Source organism: Acinetobacter sp. G11 (assembly GCF_049808495.1).
Classification (GTDB): Bacteria; Pseudomonadota; Gammaproteobacteria; order Pseudomonadales; family Moraxellaceae; genus Acinetobacter; species Acinetobacter kookii.
In genome coordinates this window covers 41,957-61,552 of sequence record NZ_JBNCAT010000005.1, presented here as the reverse complement: position 1 = coordinate 61,552, position 19,596 = coordinate 41,957, and the positions used below count along the sequence as shown (strand labels likewise).

Sequence of the window (19,596 nt, the reverse complement as noted above, 5' to 3'; positions counted from 1 at the left end):
GCGCATCCTTTTCTATATAGCCACCCGATTAATCAAATGTTACCTTCGGCGCTGTTTGTGCACCCTGTTCAGCACTGAAATTCGGTTTTGGATTCATGCCAATCACTTTAGCCGTCATGACTTGCGGGAACTGGCGTGAATAGGCATTAAAGTCTTGAACCGAGGCAATATAACGGTTACGTGCCACTGCAATGCGGTTTTCAGTCCCTTCCAACTGTACTTGTAAATCACGGAACTGCTCATTCGCCTTCAAGTCCGGATAATTTTCAGATACCGCAATTAAACGCGACAATGCACTGGTCATCTGTGCCTGTGCTTCCTGATATTTCTGGAATAAAGCCGGATCTTCCAGCACTTGTTTATCCACTTTTAGTCCCGCAACATTGGCACGTGCCTGAGTGACTTCTGTTAAGACCTGTTCTTCATGTTTGGCATAACCTTTCACCACATTCACCAGATTGGGTACCAAATCTGCACGGCGTTGATACTGGTTCTGCACTTCAGCCCAGGAAGCCGTTACCGCCTCATCCTTCACCTGTAAAGTATTATAGCCACAGCCGGTTAAGCTTAGCGTGCTTGCCAGCACCACTGTCGCTGCGGTTTTTCTGATAAAATTCATTGTGCTATTCCTCTATTATTTATTTGTATTTGTTTAAATATTTTTATTGTAAACATATTTGGCTATAGTTTTGTTTAATTTATTTATTCAAGATAAATTTCAATTTTTCTTGAATAAAATTAAAAAAGCCCGATTATGCGTCGGGCTGAATCAGGCATCATTTCAATCAGCTATAAGCACCTGTTGATCGCTCCTTTTGAAATTCCGGATGAAGATATTCTGTCGCCAATCGCTGCTTCCACATATTGACGATCTCGCTATAGTCAATTTCAGAAGGATGAAAATCGGCTTTAAAATAGGATAGATATTCAGGCAACAGCTGTACGAACATTTTGCCGATTAAATACATCCCCAAAAGATTACCGGTCACTTTAGGGATACTTTTTTTCCTGTCCTGCCAAAATAACTGCGTGGCCGAATAGAAAGTCAAGCTGGCAAAGCCTGTGGTCACACTGCGCATAATCATACGTCGCACTTTATCATCGCCATACACATGTTGATACACATCAAAGGCGACAGCACGATGTTCAATTTCTTCAATGGCATGCCAGACCCAGAGTTTGATTGTATCTTCATCTGAAGTTGCCAAGATTTCAGGATGTCGCAAAATATATCCGCCCAGCAAAGCTGGTAAAATGCTCAAAGGCACAGGTAATTGCCAGCTGGATTTTAGGATGCAGCCCTTTGATATAACTATCTTTACGTGTAAGCCAAGCCTGAAAACGATCCAGATTATAATCATCCCGACGCCAGGCATCATTAAACGCTGTATGCGCTTTGGAATGCATGGCCTCCTGTCCAATAAAGGCAGCGATTTGGGCTTGAAGTTTTTCATCTTTTACGCGATCGAGAACATTACGCACGCTATGCACAAAAAACTGCTCCCCGATGGGAAATGTAGAAGATAATGCTGTCAGCAAATGTGACATGATGGGAGAATTGGCAAAATAATGCCTGCGAATGGCTTGCGGAGTAAATTGCGGTTTACGCACTGTAATTCCGACAGCCTTTGGACGATATTGATATGATTTTTCTGCCGTCACTTGAGTCATCTGAATATCTCTTCACTGAAATACAGACACTCAGTATGTGCAGGAATTGCTGCTTCATATATGGCATAAATGCTTGGCTCATTTGCAAAATCAGCCATTTTCCCAGCTCATTTACCCCTAAAATCCTTTATTTATCAGCAAGTACACAAAACTTATCATTTCAGGCAATACGTCATGACAATAAAAAACCCGCCTAAGCGGGTTTTTTATCAATGTTTAATAAGAGATTAAACATCCAGATAATCAAGGATACCTTCAGCCGCCTGACGACCTTCCCAGATTGCAGTCACCACCAGGTCAGAACCGCGCACCATATCGCCACCGGCAAAGATTTTCGGATTTGAAGTTTGGAATTTAAACTCTTGCTGTTCTGGCGCAACCACACGGCCCGAACCATCCAGATTAATTTTCACATCATTAAACCAGTCAGCAGGGCTGGTACGGAAACCGAATGCTAGAAGAACTGCGTCAGCAGGCAAGATTTCTTCAGAACCCGGTACAGGTTCAGGGCTACGACGACCACGGCTATCAGGCTCACCCAATTGTGTAGTCACAAATTTAACGCCTGTCACTTTACCGTTTTCACCGACAATTTCGATTGGCTGACGGTTAAACTGGAATTCCACACCTTCTTCGCGTGCATTTTTCACTTCACGGCGAGAACCCGGCATGTTTTCTTCATCACGGCGGTAGGCACAAATCACGGATTCAGCACCTTGACGGATAGAAGTACGGTTACAGTCCATCGCTGTATCACCACCACCCAGTACAATCACTTTTTGGCCTTCGACACTGATGTATTCAGCAGGATCTTTTTCCCAGCCTTGGCAACGGTTAACGTTGGCAATCAGGAAATCCAGCGCATCATAGACACCGTCCAGATCTTCACCAGCGAAACCGCCTTTCATGTACGTGTATGTGCCCATACCCATAAACACGGCATCGTAGTCTGCAAGCAGCTGATCAATCGTAACATCAGTACCAATTTCAGTATTTAAACGGAATTCAACGCCCATGCCGGTGAAAATTTCACGGCGACGTTTCATCACGTCTTTTTCCATCTTGAATTCAGGAATACCGAAAGTCAGCAAACCACCAATTTCAGGACGCTTGTCAAAGACAACCGGTTTAACACCGTTACGTACCAGAATATCGGCACAGCCCAGACCTGCAGGACCCGCACCAATGATGGCAACTTTTTTGTCTGTCCACTTCACGTGTGACATGTCTGGACGCCAGCCCAAGGCAAAAGCGGTATCATTAATGTATTTTTCAGCATTCCCGATGGTCACTGCACCAAAACCGTCGTTCAGGGTACACGCCCCTTCACACAAACGGTCTTGCGGACAAACACGACCACACACTTCCGGCAGGGTATTAGTTTGATGGCAAAGTTCTGCTGCCTGGAAAATGCGACCTTCAGCAATTAACTTTAACCAGTTGGGAATATAGTTATGTACCGGACATTTCCATTCACAATATGGGTTACCACAACCTAAACAGCGATGCGTCTGGTTTGCCGCAATTTCCGCTGTAAAAGGCTTATAAATTTCCACAAACTCTGCTTTGCGGACAGTTAGATCTTTTTTCTCTGGATCTTGGCGTGGGACATCCAGGAATTGAAAGTCATTGTTTAGGCGCTCTGCCATGTCTCTCTCCGTGGGGAGGCGTGGTCGGTTTATTTATCCGCCACACCTGCCTATCAATCTGCAGTAGTGGAATTATTGTGGATCAGCTTTGGTTGTTTTCAAAAGCGTTTGCAAATTAGCAGCTTTTGGTTTTACAAGCCAGAATTTACGGCTGTAAAAATCAAACTCATTGCGGATCTTGTACGCCCAAGCACTACCTGTCTCAGCAATATGCTCATCCAAGATGCGAAGCAAGAATTCTTGATGCTCTTCCATCGCCTCTGTAGAAATACGGTTTAATTCAATCAACTCATGGTTGTAATGGTCAACGAAGTCGTTATCTAGATCAAGTACATAAGCAAAACCACCGGTCATACCTGCACCGAAGTTATGGCCCACTTTACCCAGTACAGTCACAATACCGCCAGTCATATATTCACAGCAGTGATCGCCAGCACCTTCAATCACGGCAAATGCACCTGAGTTACGTACCGCGAAACGTTCACCGGCTGTACCTGCAGCAAACAGTTTACCGCCAGTCGCGCCATATAAGCAGGTATTACCAATGATTGCGGTTTCCTGAGTCTGGAACGGCGAACCTTTAGGTGGGAAGATAGACACGCGGCCACCCGCCATACCTTTACCCACATAATCGTTGGCATCACCTTCAAGTTTAATATGTAAACCGCCAGCGTTCCATACACCTAAAGACTGACCCGCAGTACCGGTTAAATTGACTTTAACAGGATGCGCTTCCATGCCGAGGTTGCCATAGCGGCGTGCAATTTCACCAGAAATACGTGCACCGATCGAACGGTCACAGTTACCAATCGTGAAGCTATATTCACCGCTGATTCCCGCTTCAATCGCTGGCAACATTTCTGCCACCATTTTCTCAGCCAGAATACCTTTGTCAAACGGCGCATTCCCTTCAACCTGGCAATATTGCGCCTTGCCTTCAGCTGCAGGATGTGACTCAAGCAATGCGCTCAAGTCCAGGTGCGCATGTTTTTCAGTTTCACCTGGCAACATTTCCAGCAGATCGGTACGGCCGATCAAGTCTTTCAGGCTTGCAACACCAAGCGCTGCCAACCATTCACGGGTTTCTTCCGCAATGAAGTGGAAGAAGTTGATCAGCATTTCAGGTTCACCAATGTAGTGTTCCTGACGTAAATGATCCTGTTGAGTTGCCACACCGGTTGCACAGTTGTTCAAGTGACAGATACGCAGGTATTTACAACCAAGCGCGATCATTGGGGTTGAACCAAAACCGAAGCTTTCTGCACCTAAAATTGCCGCTTTCACGACATCCAGACCTGTTTTCAAACCACCATCGGTTTGTACACGGACTTTACCACGCAGGTCATTCACGCGAAGGGCTTGATGCGCCTCGCTTAAACCCAATTCCCATGGCGAACCGGCATGGTGAATTGAAGATAATGGAGAAGCTGCTGTACCGCCGTCATAACCGGAAATGGTAATGAAATCGGCATAAGCTTTCGCAACACCTGCCGCAATGGTTCCCACACCCGGTTCAGATACCAGTTTCACAGACACCATCGCCTGAGGGTTGACCTGTTTCAAGTCAAAGATCAATTGTGACAAATCTTCAATTGAGTAGATGTCATGGTGCGGTGGAGGTGAAATCAGGGTCACACCTGGAACCGAGTAACGTAAACGTGCAATCAAGCCATTCACCTTACCACCCGGTAACTGACCGCCTTCACCCGGTTTTGCACCTTGCGCCACTTTAATCTGCAAGACTTCTGCCGAAGTCAGATACGCAGGGGTTACACCAAAACGGCCTGAGGCAATCTGTTTGATTTTCGAGTTACGGATAGTGCCATAACGTGCTGGATCTTCACCGCCCTCACCCGAGTTAGAACGACCACCAATGGTATTCATGGCAATCGCAATCGCTTCATGCGCTTCAGGAGACAATGCACCCAAAGACATTCCGGCAGAGTCGAAACGCGGCAGAATGTCTTCTACAGATTCCACCTGATCCAGTGGAATTGAATTATCTGTTTTCAGTTTCAACAAGTCACGAATGGTTGCAACCGGACGTTTGTTCACCAATTCAGCATATTCTTTAAAGTCAGCGTATTCACCTGAACGAACCGATTTATGCAGGGCATTAATCACATCCGGGTTAAAGGCATGATATTCCTTGTCGAATACGAATTTCAGCATGCCACCCTGATCGATTGGCTTACGTGATTTCCACGCAATATCAGCCAGTTTCTTCAGGTCATTTTCAAGGTCGGCAAAAGTAGCACCCTTAATACGGCTTGGTACACCTGTGAAGCATTTATTAACCACTTCGTCAGATAGACCAACAGCTTCGAACAACTGGCCACCACGGTAAGAGGCAACTGTTGAAATACCCATTTTAGACAGGACTTTCAACAAGCCTTTCTCAATCCCTTTACGGAAGTTCGCCTGTGCATGAATCGGATCACCCAACAATTCGCCTTTGGCAATCAGGTCATTGATGACGTCATAAGCCAGGTAAGGATAGATTGCAGTAGCACCAAAGCCCAAGATCACTGCAAATTGATGCGGATCACGCGCCAGACCGGTTTCAACGATAATGTTGGCATCGGTACGTAGACCGACATTGATCAGGTGGTGATGCACCGCACCTGTTGCCATAAGCGCATTGGCTGGCAAGAAACCTTGACGGATTTTCTTGTCGGAAAGTACCAGTAAGGTTTTGCCGTCACGAATCGCTTGAGCAGACTCTTCACAAATACGTGCAATTGCCGATTCCAGACCTTCATTTTCTGCATAGTTCAGGTCGATGTCAGCAATTTCATAACCTTTACGACCCAGGGTACGAATCTGATGCATTTTCGAATTTGAAAGCACTGGGCTGGAAATGATCAGACGGTCTGCATGTTCAGGACTCTGTTCAAATACGTTTTGCTCGCGACCCAAGCAAGTCTCTAAAGACATGACGATCGATTCACGCAATGGATCGATTGGCGGATTGGTGACCTGAGCAAACTGTTGACGGAAGTAATCTGATACATGGCGTACCTGACGAGACAATACCGCCATTGGCGTATCATCACCCATTGAACCTACAGCTTCCTGACCGCTTTCTGCGATTGGACGAAGCAACTGGTCTCGCTCTTCAAAAGTCACCATGAACATTTTTTGTGAGGCTTTTAGCTCATCGCCTTTCAAGCCCTGATCACATAAATATTCTTCAAGCTCTGGGCTACCTTGAACACGCACAGAGTTTTCACGTAACCATTCACGGTAAGGACGCATTTTTTTCAAATGGTTGCTGACATCTTTGGTGTCCAGCATTTTGCCGGTTAAGGTATCAATCACCAAAATCTGACCTGGGCCTACACGTCCCTTAGAAATGACATCTTCAGGCTCATAACCCCAAACACCAATTTCTGATGCCAGCGTGATATAACCATTTTTAGTGATGACCCAACGTGCAGGACGCAAGCCATTACGATCCAGCATACAGATGGCATGACGACCATCTTGAATCACCAGACCTGCCGGACCATCCCAAGCTTCCATATGCTTAGAGTTGAACTCATAGAATGCACGCAGGTCAGCATCTAAAGTTTCAACGTTTTGCCAAGCCGGTGGAACCAGCATACGCAGTGCGCGGAACAAGTCCATACCGCCACCGACAAGAATCTCAAGCATGTTATCCAGGCTTGAAGAGTCTGAACCGGTACGGTTCACAATCGGGTTAAGATCGGTTAAACCTGGCAATAACGGGTTTTCGAATTTTGGCGTACGCGCCATGGCCCAGTTACGGTTTGCAGTAATGGTGTTGATTTCACCATTATGCGCCAGGTAACGGAACGGCTGCGCCAATGGCCAACGCGGCAAGGTATTGGTAGAGAAACGTTGATGGAACACCACAATATGAGATTCCAGGCGTTCATCTGCCAAATCGGTATAGAAGTCAGCAATCGCTGCAGGCATCATCAGGCCTTTATAGCTGATCACTGTAGAACACAAAGTCGTTACATAGAACGATGGATCATTGCTTAACTGCTGTTCTGCACGACGACGTGCCAGGAACAATTTACGGTTAAACTCAACCTCAGTCACACCCATCGGGCAATTGACAATAATCTGTTCAAATGCAGGCAAAGACTGCATTGCAATTTCGCCAAGCGCATCATTATTGGTCGGAACAACACGCCAAGCGAGAACTTTAAGACCTTCCGATTCAATTTCTTTGGCCAGTACTTTTTTAGAATGTGCAGCAATTGCCGGGTCTACATTTAAAAATACGGTACCGACAGCAAAAATTTCACTTAAAGTGATATCACTGAGTTTTTTGGCTTCTTCACGGAAGAATTTTTTCGGCATTGCCAAAAGCAGACCACAACCATCCCCTGTCTTACCATCTGCGGCAATACCACCACGGTGTGTCATGCAGCTAAGGCTGTGCATAGCGGTCTTGACGAGATCATGGCTTGCATCACCCTGCATATGGGCGATTAAACCGAAACCACAGTTATCTTTAAACTCATCCGGTTGGTATAAACCTTGAGCGGGAGCTACAGTATTAGGCGATGGCATGTGCATAGCGTACCCTTCTTTCAACATGGCCCATAAAGCGGGCATCTAACAATCAAATATCTTCTTTGCGATTTAGTCCAATTCACTCACATCAAGATCAATGTTGAGCAAAACTTCTTCATCCTGTCTAAGATAGTCTGATTTTAATCTTTGTACATGGATGAATTGCAAAAAATGTTTTGCTTCTTTTACGCACTCTTTTAAAGCAGGTAAATTTGACAATTTCGCACACTCATTGAATCTTTTCGCGCCAAAACAGGGACATTAACTCAATTCATGCACCAATAAAGCAAAAAATATGCCAATTTAAAAATTAGAGTGCTAAATGTTTTAAATATAGAAATATTAAAATTTCATTAACTTTAGAGTAATTTTCAAGAAACATATTTCGCACTATATCTGTGCATATAAATAATTTTATAACTCAAATTGCTCTATTTTAGAACTATATTTTCAATTAAATGGGTCATTAATTTCTTGTTCGGGAATTCTGTTTCCGCTTTGTTTCGGTGCAGCATCAACACCTGAATGGGATTGCTGGACATCTACAACATTGCCTTGTTCATCACGCCGGGTTACTGTGGTTGTCGTGGTTGCATTTGCAGGATCGGTCTCCGCTACACTTGGCTTAGACTTTGGCAAAGCCAACATGCTTTCATCCACTTTTGGCAAGGGTACGGATCTGAGATTCACCGCATACAGCTTATTGTTGGTGCCCATTTCATCCGCGCCCATGTCATTCACTAAAGAAACGTAATTTTCAATATCTTGCACTTTAGGCTGAACAGTCTTGGGCAATGGCAGCGGTAATTGTTCTAGCACACGTTGTGCTTCATCTTGATTTCGATATACACCATAAAGAAGTACATATTGTTCAATCTGATTCTCACCACTCAGGCGTATATAAAAAAAGTTCTTGCGATCAGATTGTTTTTTTAAAAAACTGCGGATCACGTCATCTTTAGTTGTCCGGAATAATTCGATGGTGCTTGCATTTTTATTATCATTAATAAATTTGCTGCCACGAAATTCCGGCTCATAACTTCCCGTAGTCACCACCCGTGTGGTCATTTCCAAAGGACGCACCTCTTCCTGAAGTGCACCTAACAGGCTGGTTGCAGCCACCTTTTCCGGTTGAATTTGTAACTCAGATGCAGTTTCAGCAGACTTTTCCACCTCAACCAAAGCATCACTGTCAGTCATCGCCCAAAAAACAAGTGCTGCAAACAGACACACCAATCCACACACTAGCCAAATATAGTTTTGAATGCGTTGCCATTGTGTACGGAGGGTTGCCATGACTTATGCCTTTTCTTGATTCGCTAAAATCGCCTGTTTCATCAATTCCACATCAAATTCTTTGCTAATCACGGCCTGTCCGAGCGATTTCATCAGGACCAGACGCAACTGCCCATTCAGCACTTTTTTATCATGCGCCATATAGGCAAGGAACTCTTGCAGTGGAATAGCTGGGCATTTTACTGGCAAATGAGCCCGTTGAATGATTTTTTTTGTACGTTCCAGATCTTCGGGTGAAATCCAGCCCATCCGTTGTGACAAATCAGCCGCCATCACCATACCGGTGGCCACAGCTTCGCCATGCAGCCAAACCCCATAACCCAGGTAGGATTCAATCGCATGACCAAAAGTATGACCCAAATTCAGCAAGGCACGCTCGCCCTGTTCTTTTTCATCATTGGCAACAATGCGTGCTTTATGGGCACAGGAACGATACACGGCTTCGGCGAGTAGATCTGAATCTCGCGCAACAAGACCTTCCATGTTTTGCTCAAGCCAGACCAGAAAATCCTGATCGCCCAACAGGGCATATTTGATCACTTCTGCCAGACCTGCAGATAACTCACGGTCTGGTAAAGTCGAAAGCTGTGACATATCTGCAAGCACCACTTGCGGTTGCTGAAAAGCCCCAATCATGTTTTTACCGAGTGGATGATTGATCCCGGTTTTTCCGCCCACGCTGGAATCCACTTGCGACAGAAGCGTCGTCGGCACCTGAATAAAATAAACGCCGCGCTGGAAACAGGCAGATGCAAAACCGGCCATATCTCCAATCACCCCACCACCCAATGCCAGTACCGTAGCATCACGATTAAATCCGGCTTGCAATAAAGCATCAAAAATCAGGTTCAAGTGTTCAATATTTTTATATTGTTCACCATCAGGCAAAATACATGTTGCGACAGTTTTTCCCAAATGCTCGATTGCCGTCACGTAATGTTCCAGATACAAAGGCGCAACCGTAGTATTGGTAACCACCATGACCTGTTTTCCGTGAATATACGGCTCAAGCAATGATTGAGGATCTAAATCACTGCCAATAAAAATAGGATAGCGGCGATCACCGAGTTCAACATGTAAAGTTTGCATGAAATTAAAACCGTTAATTAGACTAGCTTTGTTTCTTGAGAAACAATCATATGTAAGATTTTTTGCGCTAAATCCCGAGCAGCACCCTGATTTGTTTCAATAATATAATCTGCAATTTCACGATATAAAGGATCACGAACTGCCAATAAATCACGTAACTTTTGTTCAGGATTTTCAACTTGCAGTAAAGGACGGTTTTTATCCCGATAAGTGCGCTGTAATTGAATTTCGACAGGAGTATAGAGGTAAACAACGATTCCGCGCTGTTTTAAGAATTCGCGATTAGGCAACTGGGTTACTGCCCCACCACCGGTTGCAACAACCAGGTGTGAACGGGCAGTGAGCTCATCAATCACCATTGTTTCACGGTTACGAAATCCCTTTTCACCTTCTTTTTCAAAAATCCAAGGAATTGTCGCACCTGTTTTACGCTCAATTTCCTGATCGCTATCAAGAAACTCTCGTCCCAACAGTTCCGCTAAATGACGACCAACAGTTGTTTTCCCAGCCCCCATTGGCCCTACCAAATAGACATTTGGCAGGGTTTCAAACTCATTGCTTGGCAAGGAGTCACCTATTTATTTTGTTAAATTCAAAATATATTAATGATTTCTTGAAACACTGTCATTAACAATTCGCGGTGTAACAAAAATCAATAGCTCTCGCTTATTGTCCGACTTCAAATCTTTACGGAACAAACGGCCTACGTAAGGAATATCACCCAAGAATGGTACTTTGGTTTGGGCATTACGTGTTTCTTGCTCAAAAATACCACCAAGTACCACAGTTTCTCCATTATTAACCAAAACATTGGTATTAATTTGATTTTTATTAATCGTCAATTGACCGGTAGGTGTTGGGTTTCCTGGAGTATCGCTAGTAATGTTGAGTAGCATTTGAACTTTACCGTCAGGCGTAATACTTGGTGTTACATCTAAGCTCAGTACAGCATCAATAAATTCAGTGGTTGAAACTGCATTTGTACCACCACCTTCCGATGATTGATATGGAATCTGTGTACCAGATGAAACTTTAGCCACCTGCTTGTCTGCAGTTAGGACTTTAGGAGTAGAAATCACTTCCCCATAACCATCCGCTTGCAACGCTGAGAGTTCCAAATCCAGCATAAAATCAGACAAACTGATCAAGCCAAAAGCAATACGACTTGCACCTTGACTTGTTACCCCTAAATCCACATTTAAGTTCTGTGGACGTTGAATCGTATATTTACCGTCATCACTAGGTGTTTTTAAATCCCATAAAGTCGTATCACTACCGCCGACCAACAAATCATTATTTTGATTAATGCCTTGCGACAATATACCCCACTTTACACCCATTTCTTTACTAAACTCTGTGGAAGCACGAACAATACGAGCTTCAACCATTACTTGCTTAACAGGAATATCGAGCAGATCCACCATTTTGCGAACTTTATCAATATTTTGCGCAGTATCGTTAATGATCAGCGTATTGGTACGAGTATCAACCGATATCGTTCCACGTGAGCTTAATAAACTTTCACTAGAATTATTATTACCACTACTATTACCAGAATTACCGTTATTCGAAGATTTTGTCTGGGTAATCAGTTTTTCAATATCAGCAACCTTCGCATAGCTGAGTTGCATATACTCAGTCTGTATTGGCGCCAATTTCACACTTTGCGCCAATGCTTTGGCTTCTTCCTCTTCCGCCTTAATCAGTTCTGATACCGGCGCAATCCAGATTACATTTCCATTACGGCGCTTATCCAGATTTTTGGTTTTTAAAATGATATCAAGAGCCTGATCCCATGGAACATCTTTTAAACGCAGGGTAATATTGCCTTGAACACTATCTGCAGTCACCATATTAATACCGGTGAAATCTGCCAGTAATTGCAATACACGACGTACTTCAATGTCCTGGAAATCTAGTGAAATCTTTTTACCTGTATAAGCATTTGCCGCCTTAGGTTTTAATGGATTTTTATCTTCAGGTCGTTTTAAGCTGATGGTCAGTTTGTTATCCGTCTGATAAGCCATATATTCATAGCTGCCAGAAGTCTGAATCGTGATCACGCCATTGCCACCGTCATTTGTAGCATCGACCGTAGATACGGGGGTTGCGAAATCATTCACATTTAAACGACGCGCCAAGTGTGCTGGAACTTTATTGCCTAAAGTTCGCACCACCACTTTACTGCCTTGTTGTTGTACATCTACCGGAGTATTGCTTCCCAATAAGTCTACAACAATCTGACCTTCACCCTGACTGCCGCGCTGGAAACCAATATTGGAAATACCTTGTGCAGTTTTCTGGGTAACCACTTGCTGAGAGGCAAATGCATTTGCAGCAGCAGAATTGATTTTTAAAATAAAAGTATTGCCTTCAACACGCGTGGTAAAAGCACCTGCATCAGCCAAATTCACAGTTAAACGTGAACGTTGAGCATCAGAACTCACATCGACGGAAGTGGCTTCTTTCGTTGCGACAGGAATACTATTTTGTTTTAAATTTTGTTGTGCTTTATCAAAATCAAGAATTAAGCGTGATGGCTGCTCTAGCTGGTAAGCCTGCGGTTGTGGTGGCAAACCATTGAACATGACACGGATTTCTGTACCTTGGCCTGCAATCTGCATTGGCACAATATTGGTCATACTCACTTGTGCATTTGCAACCTGCATGATCGCAATCGCAACAGCACCCATAGAAAATTGACGAAACAAATGGTTCATTGTATTGCCATCCCCAAATATAAAATCTTTAAAACTATTATTCATTTTTATTCCTTTTAAACTTAAGGCGCTGGTCCAAGTAATACTAGACTTCTTGGACGTTCTACGTATCCTTCTCGCCCATCTGGAACAATTTCCACGAGATCAATCTGTGTAGGCGTAATATTGATCACACGACCATGATTCATACCCATATAACTGCCGCGCTGTATCCGCTCAATTTCACCATCCGGGGTCTGAATCAACGCCAGGATCTGCCCAGACTGGTTACGCATACTTCCCTTCATATTCAACGATTCAATTGCATAACTTTCTAAAGGTTGCAATTGACGGGATAAATTAGGATAAACACGTTTTCCTGACATAATTTTCAATTCGGCAGCCAGTGAACTCGGTAAAAAAGGACTTTTAAGCTGGTGTGCCGCATAGTCGAATGTCGGTACAGGTGGAAAAACCGGTGCAGGTTCAATCGGTAATGGAGGTTGATTGCGAATATTGGCCATTTGCTCATTCACGGCATCAATACGCGAATCACAACCGACCAGCAGCACACCCAGCATCAGACTTAGAGAGATTTTTTGCATTTTCATTACTGTGTCCCTCCAGCCGCAGCAGTTGAGTTAGTCCCTGCAGCCTGCGTTTCTGTCGCTTGAGCATCAGCAGCACCAATATAACGATATGTTTTTGCTTTAACGTTATAATTCACTTGAGGAATATCAGATTTTTTCTCTTTATTTTCTGACGCCGTAATTTCAAAATCATGCAAAGTCACAATACGTGGCAGTGCAGCAATTCCACTCACAAAAGAACCAAAAGCATGATAGTCACCGGTTGCTTCAATCGCAATTGGCTGTTCAATAAAGAACTCTTGTTTTATCTCATTTTCTAAACGGATATTTTTGAATTTCAAGCCAGAATTTACACCAGTAACGTTGATATCCTCTACCAGTCCTGGAATTTCAGTTTCTTTAGGCAGTTGCTCCAATTGCTGGTTAAAATTCGCTTCCATTTCCTGTAACTGCGCTTGCAATAACTGCAAATTACGAAGCTTGGAATCTTTTTCACGAAATTCATTGAGCAGGTTTTGCTCTTGAGCAGCAGCATTGGAAATATCTTCCAATTTACTTTTAATTGTTAAAAAATAACCAAGAACGCCTATTGCCAGCACAATCGCAATCCAGCAGGTGATTTTGACGGAGAACGGCCAACTGCCATAATTATTTGGATCTAAAGTATTGAACTGCTGAAGGAACTTATCCAGCGTCATTTTCTTTTTAGGAACCACAGCTTCATTTGGATTTAATTCATCAAGTTCATCGAGACTCATTGGGCTGCCTCCACGGTTGAATTCGCTGTATTGGATTGTGCTTGTTGTTGTGCTTCTGGTGCAGCAGGCTGGGCGATTTCATCCAAGTCAGCAGTCACCACAAATGAACCATAACCTTCTTCAATACGCGGAATCACTGAACTTGGTGCTTTATCTTTTTGTTCTTCAACCGCTAAAAAAGAATTCATAAAAGCGTTGCGATACCAGGCAGATGCCTCCAAATTACGCAAAAACTCTGCAACGGTATTTGGACTTTCAGCTCTGCCTTCAATGGTGAATTTGTCGCCAGTACGCACAAATTTGGTAATATACAAATTACCTGGCGTAACCCGTACCAGTTCATCAATCAGACGTACTGCAATCGGACGTTGCCCTTGCAGACCCTGAATCAGCTTCATGCGCTCAACAATGGCATTGCGCTGCGCTTCCAAACCTTCTAAAGATTTTAATTGCACATCAAGATTCTGGTTGGTACTGGTAATCAGCTGATTGGCCTGTTCCTGGTCTTCAAGTTTATGATCATAATAAAACCATGATGATGTAACCGCCAAAGCACCAATGAATGCCGCCCCAATACAAATGGCGATAAATTCTTTTTTTCGTTTTTCTCTTAGCTCATCACGCCAAGGAAGTAAGTTAATTCTTGCCATTAATCAAAACTCCTCAATGCCAAACCACATGCCACCATGAGCGAGGAAGCATCGTTCTCTATTTTTTTAATATCGATTTTTGGAGAAAACCCCATTTGTAAAAATGGGTTGGCAATCGTGACGCGATAACCCAGTTTTTGTTGTAGTAATTTCGCGAGCCCTGGAATATTGGCATTTCCCCCAGCCAATAAAATGTGGTCAATCTCATTAAACTGTGAAGATGAGAAGAAGAACTGCAACGATCTTGCCGCTTGTTGAACTACAGCTTCCAAGAAAGGCTCTAAGACTTCAACATCATAGTCATCCGGTAATGAACGGGTTTTCTTGGCACGGCCCGCTTCTTCAAAAGACAGACCATAACGATTTTGAATTTCCTGAGTCAGCTGTTTACCCCCAAACACCTGCTCTCGTGTATAAATCACTTTATTATTTTGCATGACAGATAAGGTTGTCATGGTATGACCAATATCTAAAATACCGACCGTATTCACACCCATAGGCAAAGTATCGGAAAATACTTTATAGGCATTTTCTATCGCAAAACTTTCAACATCGGCAATTTTTGGGGTCAGGTTAGCCAGCTCCAGTACTTCAGCACGGGCTTCGACATTTTCAAGACGCGTTGCAACCAGCAGTACATTCACCCGGTTCGGATTGGCTAAACGATCCGGCAATACTTCAAAATCCAGGCTGGCTTCATCCAGAGGAAACGGAATATATTGCTCTGCATCCATACGGATCTGGACTTCACGTTCGTCATCCGTCATATCCGCATCCATTTCAATGGTTTTAGTAATCACCAGTGAAGTTGGAATTGCAAGGGATGCAGCTGTGGATTGGGTATTGGCAAGATTGAGTGCCCGCTCTAGCGCATCACCCACTGCCTCCGGATTTAAAATATTTTTTTCAACAACACTACCTTCAGGTAAAGGCACCAGCGCATAGCTTTCAACCCAATACCTATTACCGCCCTTAACAGAAAGTTCCAACAATTTAACAGAAGTAGAACTAATATCTACTCCTACTAACCCCTTATTCGGCTTACGATATAACCTGAGCACAATATAATTCCTATTATTTTTTTATCCCCAATAAAAGTAACCTACTAATCAGTGATGGTCCATAATTTTATACAGATACAATAACTCATCTAACAATCTGTATGTGTAAAGGCTATACTGACCGCCAATTAGTTTGCCATTAGCTCTTATTAAAACTTACTTGTTATGAAAAAGCTATCACGTTCGGGCCATGTTCATCCATTTTTTTTGATCATAATTATAGTTTTGGTCTCAATTCCTATGGGATTTTATGGCATGTATCTCTATATTGCCCCATCCCTACCTAAAATGACTACCTTAAAAAAGGCACCGTTATTAAAACCTTTACAAGTATATAGTGCTGATAATGAGCTGATTGCCGAGTATGGCGGGAAATTATCCGTTCCAGTGGAATACAAACAGATTCCCAAACCTTTTATCTCTGCCTTTCTTGCGGCAGAAGATTCATCCTTCTTTGAACATAGCGGCATTAGTTTTAAAGGTTTAGGCCGCGCGGTGAGTGAAACCATCACCGGTTCAAACGTGCAAACCGGTGGGTCCACCATTACCATGCAGGTGGCAAAAAACTATTATTTAACGCCTGAACGTACGCTAAAACGCAAACTGACTGAAATTTTCCTGGCACGTAAAATTGAACAGAACCTGACCAAGGAAGAAATTCTCACCTTATATGTGAATAAAATCTTCTTGGGTAAGAATGCTTACGGGATTGCTGCAGCTGCAAAAATTTACTACAACAAAAATCTGGATCAGCTCAGTATTGCTCAAATGGCCATGATTGCCGGCCTGCCCAAGGCACCTTCAAAATACAATCCTGTGGTCAACCCTACCCGTGCCTTAGAACGCCGCAACTGGATTCTGGGTCGCATGCTGCAGTTGGGTTACATCAATCAGGCGCAGTATAAGCAGGCCATTGCTGAACCAGTTAACCTCGATATGCCAGACCGTGGCATCAATAATAAATACCCCTATGTCGGCGAAATGGTCCGTTCAGAATTGGTGGAAAAGTTTGGTGAACAAGCAATTGATTCTGGCTATAAAGTCTATACCACGATCAATAGCCAACGTCAGGCCTTCGCAGAACAGTCCGTACAGGAAGGCCTGGAAGCCTATGACCGCCGACATGGCTGGAGAGGTGCTGAAGCACATGACAAACCACTGAGCGATTTCACCCCTTATGCAAATACCTATCCTGCCAAGGTGATTAAAGTTGAGAAAAACATTTTTGAAGCCTTAATGCAGGATGGCTCTACCGTGACTGTACCCTGGTCAGGCATGTCCTGGGCATCTCCTTACAGAAATGCCAACAGCGTTGGCCCTGCTCCACGCACTGCTTCACAAATCGTGAAAGTAAACGATATTATCCGATTACGCCCGAACGACAATAAAACCTCTTGGGCACTGGTACAGATTCCTAAAGTTCAAGGCCAGCTGATTGCATTAAACCCCAACAATGGCGCAATTGAAGCGATTGTCGGCGGATATAATTTTTATCAGTCCAAATTTAACCGTGCCTTACAAGGCTGGCGTCAACCGGGTTCTACCATCAAACCCTTTGTCTATGCCTTGGCACTTGAGCGCGGCATGACCCCCTACAGCATGGTCAATGACAGCCCGATCACGATTGGCAAATGGTCACCGAAAAATTCCGATGGCCGTTATCTGGGCATGATTCCTTTACGTCGTGCCTTGTATTTATCACGAAATACGGTATCGGTTCGCCTGCTGCAAACGGTAGGCATTGAACGTACCCGGCAATTACTGATGGATTTCGGTTTGCATGAAAATCAGATCCCGCGAAATTACACCATTGCCTTAGGTACACCTCAAGTTCTTCCGATCCAGATGGCGACAGGCTATGCTACTTTCGCCAATGGCGGTTACCGCATTCAGCCGCATTTTATTGACCGTATTGAAGATGCTTATGGCAAAGTGATTTACCAAAGTAATCCGGACTATGCCTGCATTTCCTGCATCAACCAAAATGATGAAGAAACGGTATCTGCAGAACCACTTACCCCGGATGATGAAGTGATTCACGTCACCAATCAGATGCTGCCAGAGGAAAAAGAACTGGCTCAGCTTGAACTGGATGAAGCAAAAAGCCAGTACCGCCAGGCACAACGTGTCTTAAAATCAAGCTCTGCTTATGACATGGCCAATATTTTACGTGATGTGATTCAACATGGTACCGGACGTGCCGCACTCAGAATTGGCCGTGATGATATTGGCGGTAAAACCGGGACCACCAATGATGCTAAGGATGCCTGGTTTGCAGGCTTTAATGGCAAACTGGTGACGGTTGCCTGGGTCGGTTTTGACCAACCGACCACGCTGGGTCGGCGTGAATATGGTGGTGTTGCCGCACTGCCAATCTGGACCAACTTTATGGGCAACGCCTTAAAAGGTACGCCGGCAGCCTGGGTACGTCTAGACAAAAATGCCAAAGCCCCGGCCAATCGTAACCAGACGATTACTGTAGGCGAACCAGTCCAGACAGATCGCTCCTCTCCGCCTTTGGCTCGTCCATTGTATCGTCCGGCACCCGTGGCTCCAGTGCGGGCACCGGAACGCGACTTTGACGATCTTCCGGGAGAAGAAATTCTGGTTCCGGAAAATGCCAACCCGCCAGATATGCAAAAACAAAACAACAAGCCGGATGCCCTGGATAATCTGATTGATGTATTTGAATAACACAATAAAAAGTCCTCAATTGAGGGCTTTTTGTTGCACTTACTTTTAAGCTTTCTTCTTAAATAGATAAATCTGGAATTGGGCTTTTAACTCAAACTGGTCTTTCTGTTCCAGAGCCTGACGACGTTCTGGCTTGGCTTTATAGGCATAAGGCGTCATGGCAATCAGATGCTTTAAATCAGCCTGTTGCAAGGTAAATGGCGCATCCACCACTCTCTCTTCTACCAGTTCAAAAGCATCTTCCAGCTGGGCGACAAATTTATACGGTTCATGCGGATTCACCTCTTCAAAAAGTGCCTCACGCATGGCATATAAATGCTCTGTTGCAGGCGTGACCACCATCAAATAGGCATGCGGTTTCAGTACCCGTAATATTTCCTGTTTGGGAATCGGACTAAACAGACTGGTGCACAAATCAATTGACGCATCCAGTACCGGCAAGGTGGCTCCGGTTCCTACCACCCAGGTCATATTTTTATTCAGCTTAGCTGCGACCTGTACTGCATTTTTTGCAATATCCACGCCGACACATTGCAGCACTTCCGCCTGCATGGCATTGGTGTAATAGCCTTCGCCACAGCCAATATCCAGCAAATTTTCAACGCGCAATTCACGAATTTTTTCAACCACTGCATGCTGCAAAGGCGCATAAAAACCGCCACTTAAAAATGCACGGCGCGCCTGTACCGATTCAGGCGTATCGCCCGGATTCTTGCTGTGCTTGTGTTGTACTACATGCAGGTTTACATAGCCTTGTTTGGCCACGTCATAACTGTGGTTATTGACACAGTGCCATGTTTTTCCGGTCAGTTGCAATGCTTCATGACAGACAGGACACATCAGCAGATTCATATTTTTCTCCAGTACCTGAAATCAGGCGATAAAAAA

At 44.1% G+C, this 19,596-nt stretch carries 13 protein-coding genes and 1 pseudogene; 1 reads left to right on the top strand and 13 read right to left on the bottom strand.

What is annotated here, in order from left to right; translation table 11 throughout:
• Positions 1 to 28: 28 nt before the first annotated feature.
• The 12 genes and pseudogenes from ACPUEY_RS03555 to ACPUEY_RS03500 form a co-directional block, all read right to left on the bottom strand.
• Positions 29 to 619, bottom strand: coding sequence for a LemA family protein (locus ACPUEY_RS03555; RefSeq protein WP_395519759.1), 591 nt, complete (start codon positions 617 to 619; stop codon positions 29 to 31).
• A 166-nt stretch (positions 620 to 785) separates the two neighbouring features.
• Positions 786 to 1,671: pseudogene (locus tag ACPUEY_RS03550) on the bottom strand (metal-dependent hydrolase).
• 227 nt (positions 1,672 to 1,898) lie between these two features.
• Complete coding sequence (locus ACPUEY_RS03545) at positions 1,899 to 3,320, bottom strand: FAD-dependent oxidoreductase (RefSeq protein WP_131273114.1); 1,422 nt, start codon at positions 3,318 to 3,320, stop codon at positions 1,899 to 1,901.
• A 72-nt stretch (positions 3,321 to 3,392) separates the two neighbouring features.
• Positions 3,393 to 7,868, bottom strand: a complete 4,476-nt coding sequence (gltB, locus tag ACPUEY_RS03540; protein WP_425121212.1) for a glutamate synthase large subunit — start codon at positions 7,866 to 7,868, stop codon at positions 3,393 to 3,395.
• Positions 7,869 to 8,321: 453 nt separating this feature from the next.
• Positions 8,322 to 9,167, bottom strand: coding sequence for a hypothetical protein (locus ACPUEY_RS03535; protein WP_425121158.1), 846 nt, complete (start codon positions 9,165 to 9,167; stop codon positions 8,322 to 8,324).
• Between the two features lie 3 nt (positions 9,168 to 9,170).
• Positions 9,171 to 10,256 carry a 3-dehydroquinate synthase gene (gene aroB / locus ACPUEY_RS03530; RefSeq protein WP_425121157.1) on the bottom strand — a complete coding sequence of 362 codons (1,086 nt, stop codon included), beginning with the start codon at positions 10,254 to 10,256 and terminating at the stop codon, positions 9,171 to 9,173.
• 17 nt (positions 10,257 to 10,273) lie between these two features.
• On the bottom strand, positions 10,274 to 10,822 hold the full coding sequence (gene aroK, locus ACPUEY_RS03525) for a shikimate kinase AroK (protein ID WP_261182771.1): 549 nt from the start codon (positions 10,820 to 10,822) through the stop codon (positions 10,274 to 10,276).
• A 36-nt stretch (positions 10,823 to 10,858) separates the two neighbouring features.
• A complete protein-coding gene (pilQ, locus tag ACPUEY_RS03520; protein WP_425121156.1) occupies positions 10,859 to 12,976 on the bottom strand; it encodes a type IV pilus secretin PilQ in 2,118 nt (705 codons plus the stop codon).
• Between the two features lie 62 nt (positions 12,977 to 13,038).
• Positions 13,039 to 13,566 carry a pilus assembly protein PilP gene (locus ACPUEY_RS03515; RefSeq protein ID WP_092820204.1) on the bottom strand — a complete coding sequence of 176 codons (528 nt, stop codon included), beginning with the start codon at positions 13,564 to 13,566 and terminating at the stop codon, positions 13,039 to 13,041.
• Positions 13,566 to 14,303 carry a type 4a pilus biogenesis protein PilO gene (locus ACPUEY_RS03510; RefSeq protein ID WP_425121155.1) on the bottom strand — a complete coding sequence of 246 codons (738 nt, stop codon included), beginning with the start codon at positions 14,301 to 14,303 and terminating at the stop codon, positions 13,566 to 13,568. Before ACPUEY_RS03510 ends, ACPUEY_RS03515 begins: the two co-directional genes overlap by 1 nt.
• Complete coding sequence (locus tag ACPUEY_RS03505; RefSeq protein WP_131273119.1) at positions 14,300 to 14,953, bottom strand: PilN domain-containing protein; 654 nt, start codon at positions 14,951 to 14,953, stop codon at positions 14,300 to 14,302. Before ACPUEY_RS03505 ends, ACPUEY_RS03510 begins: the two co-directional genes overlap by 4 nt.
• Entirely contained in the window at positions 14,953 to 16,014 is a 1,062-nt protein-coding gene (locus ACPUEY_RS03500) for a pilus assembly protein PilM (protein ID WP_425121154.1), read from the bottom strand. The genes ACPUEY_RS03505 and ACPUEY_RS03500 overlap by 1 nt, the downstream gene beginning before the upstream one ends.
• 165 nt (positions 16,015 to 16,179) lie before the next feature.
• On the opposite strand from ACPUEY_RS03500, the gene ponA reads away from it, so the two are divergent.
• The gene (gene ponA, locus ACPUEY_RS03495) at positions 16,180 to 18,708 is read left to right on the top strand and encodes a penicillin-binding protein PBP1a (RefSeq protein ID WP_425121153.1); all 2,529 of its coding nucleotides are present in this window, start codon (positions 16,180 to 16,182) and stop codon (positions 18,706 to 18,708) included.
• A 45-nt stretch (positions 18,709 to 18,753) separates the two neighbouring features.
• Here the strand turns inward: ponA and ACPUEY_RS03490 are convergent, their stop codons facing one another.
• Positions 18,754 to 19,560, bottom strand: a complete 807-nt coding sequence (locus tag ACPUEY_RS03490; RefSeq protein WP_092820209.1) for a putative RNA methyltransferase — start codon at positions 19,558 to 19,560, stop codon at positions 18,754 to 18,756.
• Positions 19,561 to 19,596 lie beyond the last annotated feature (36 nt).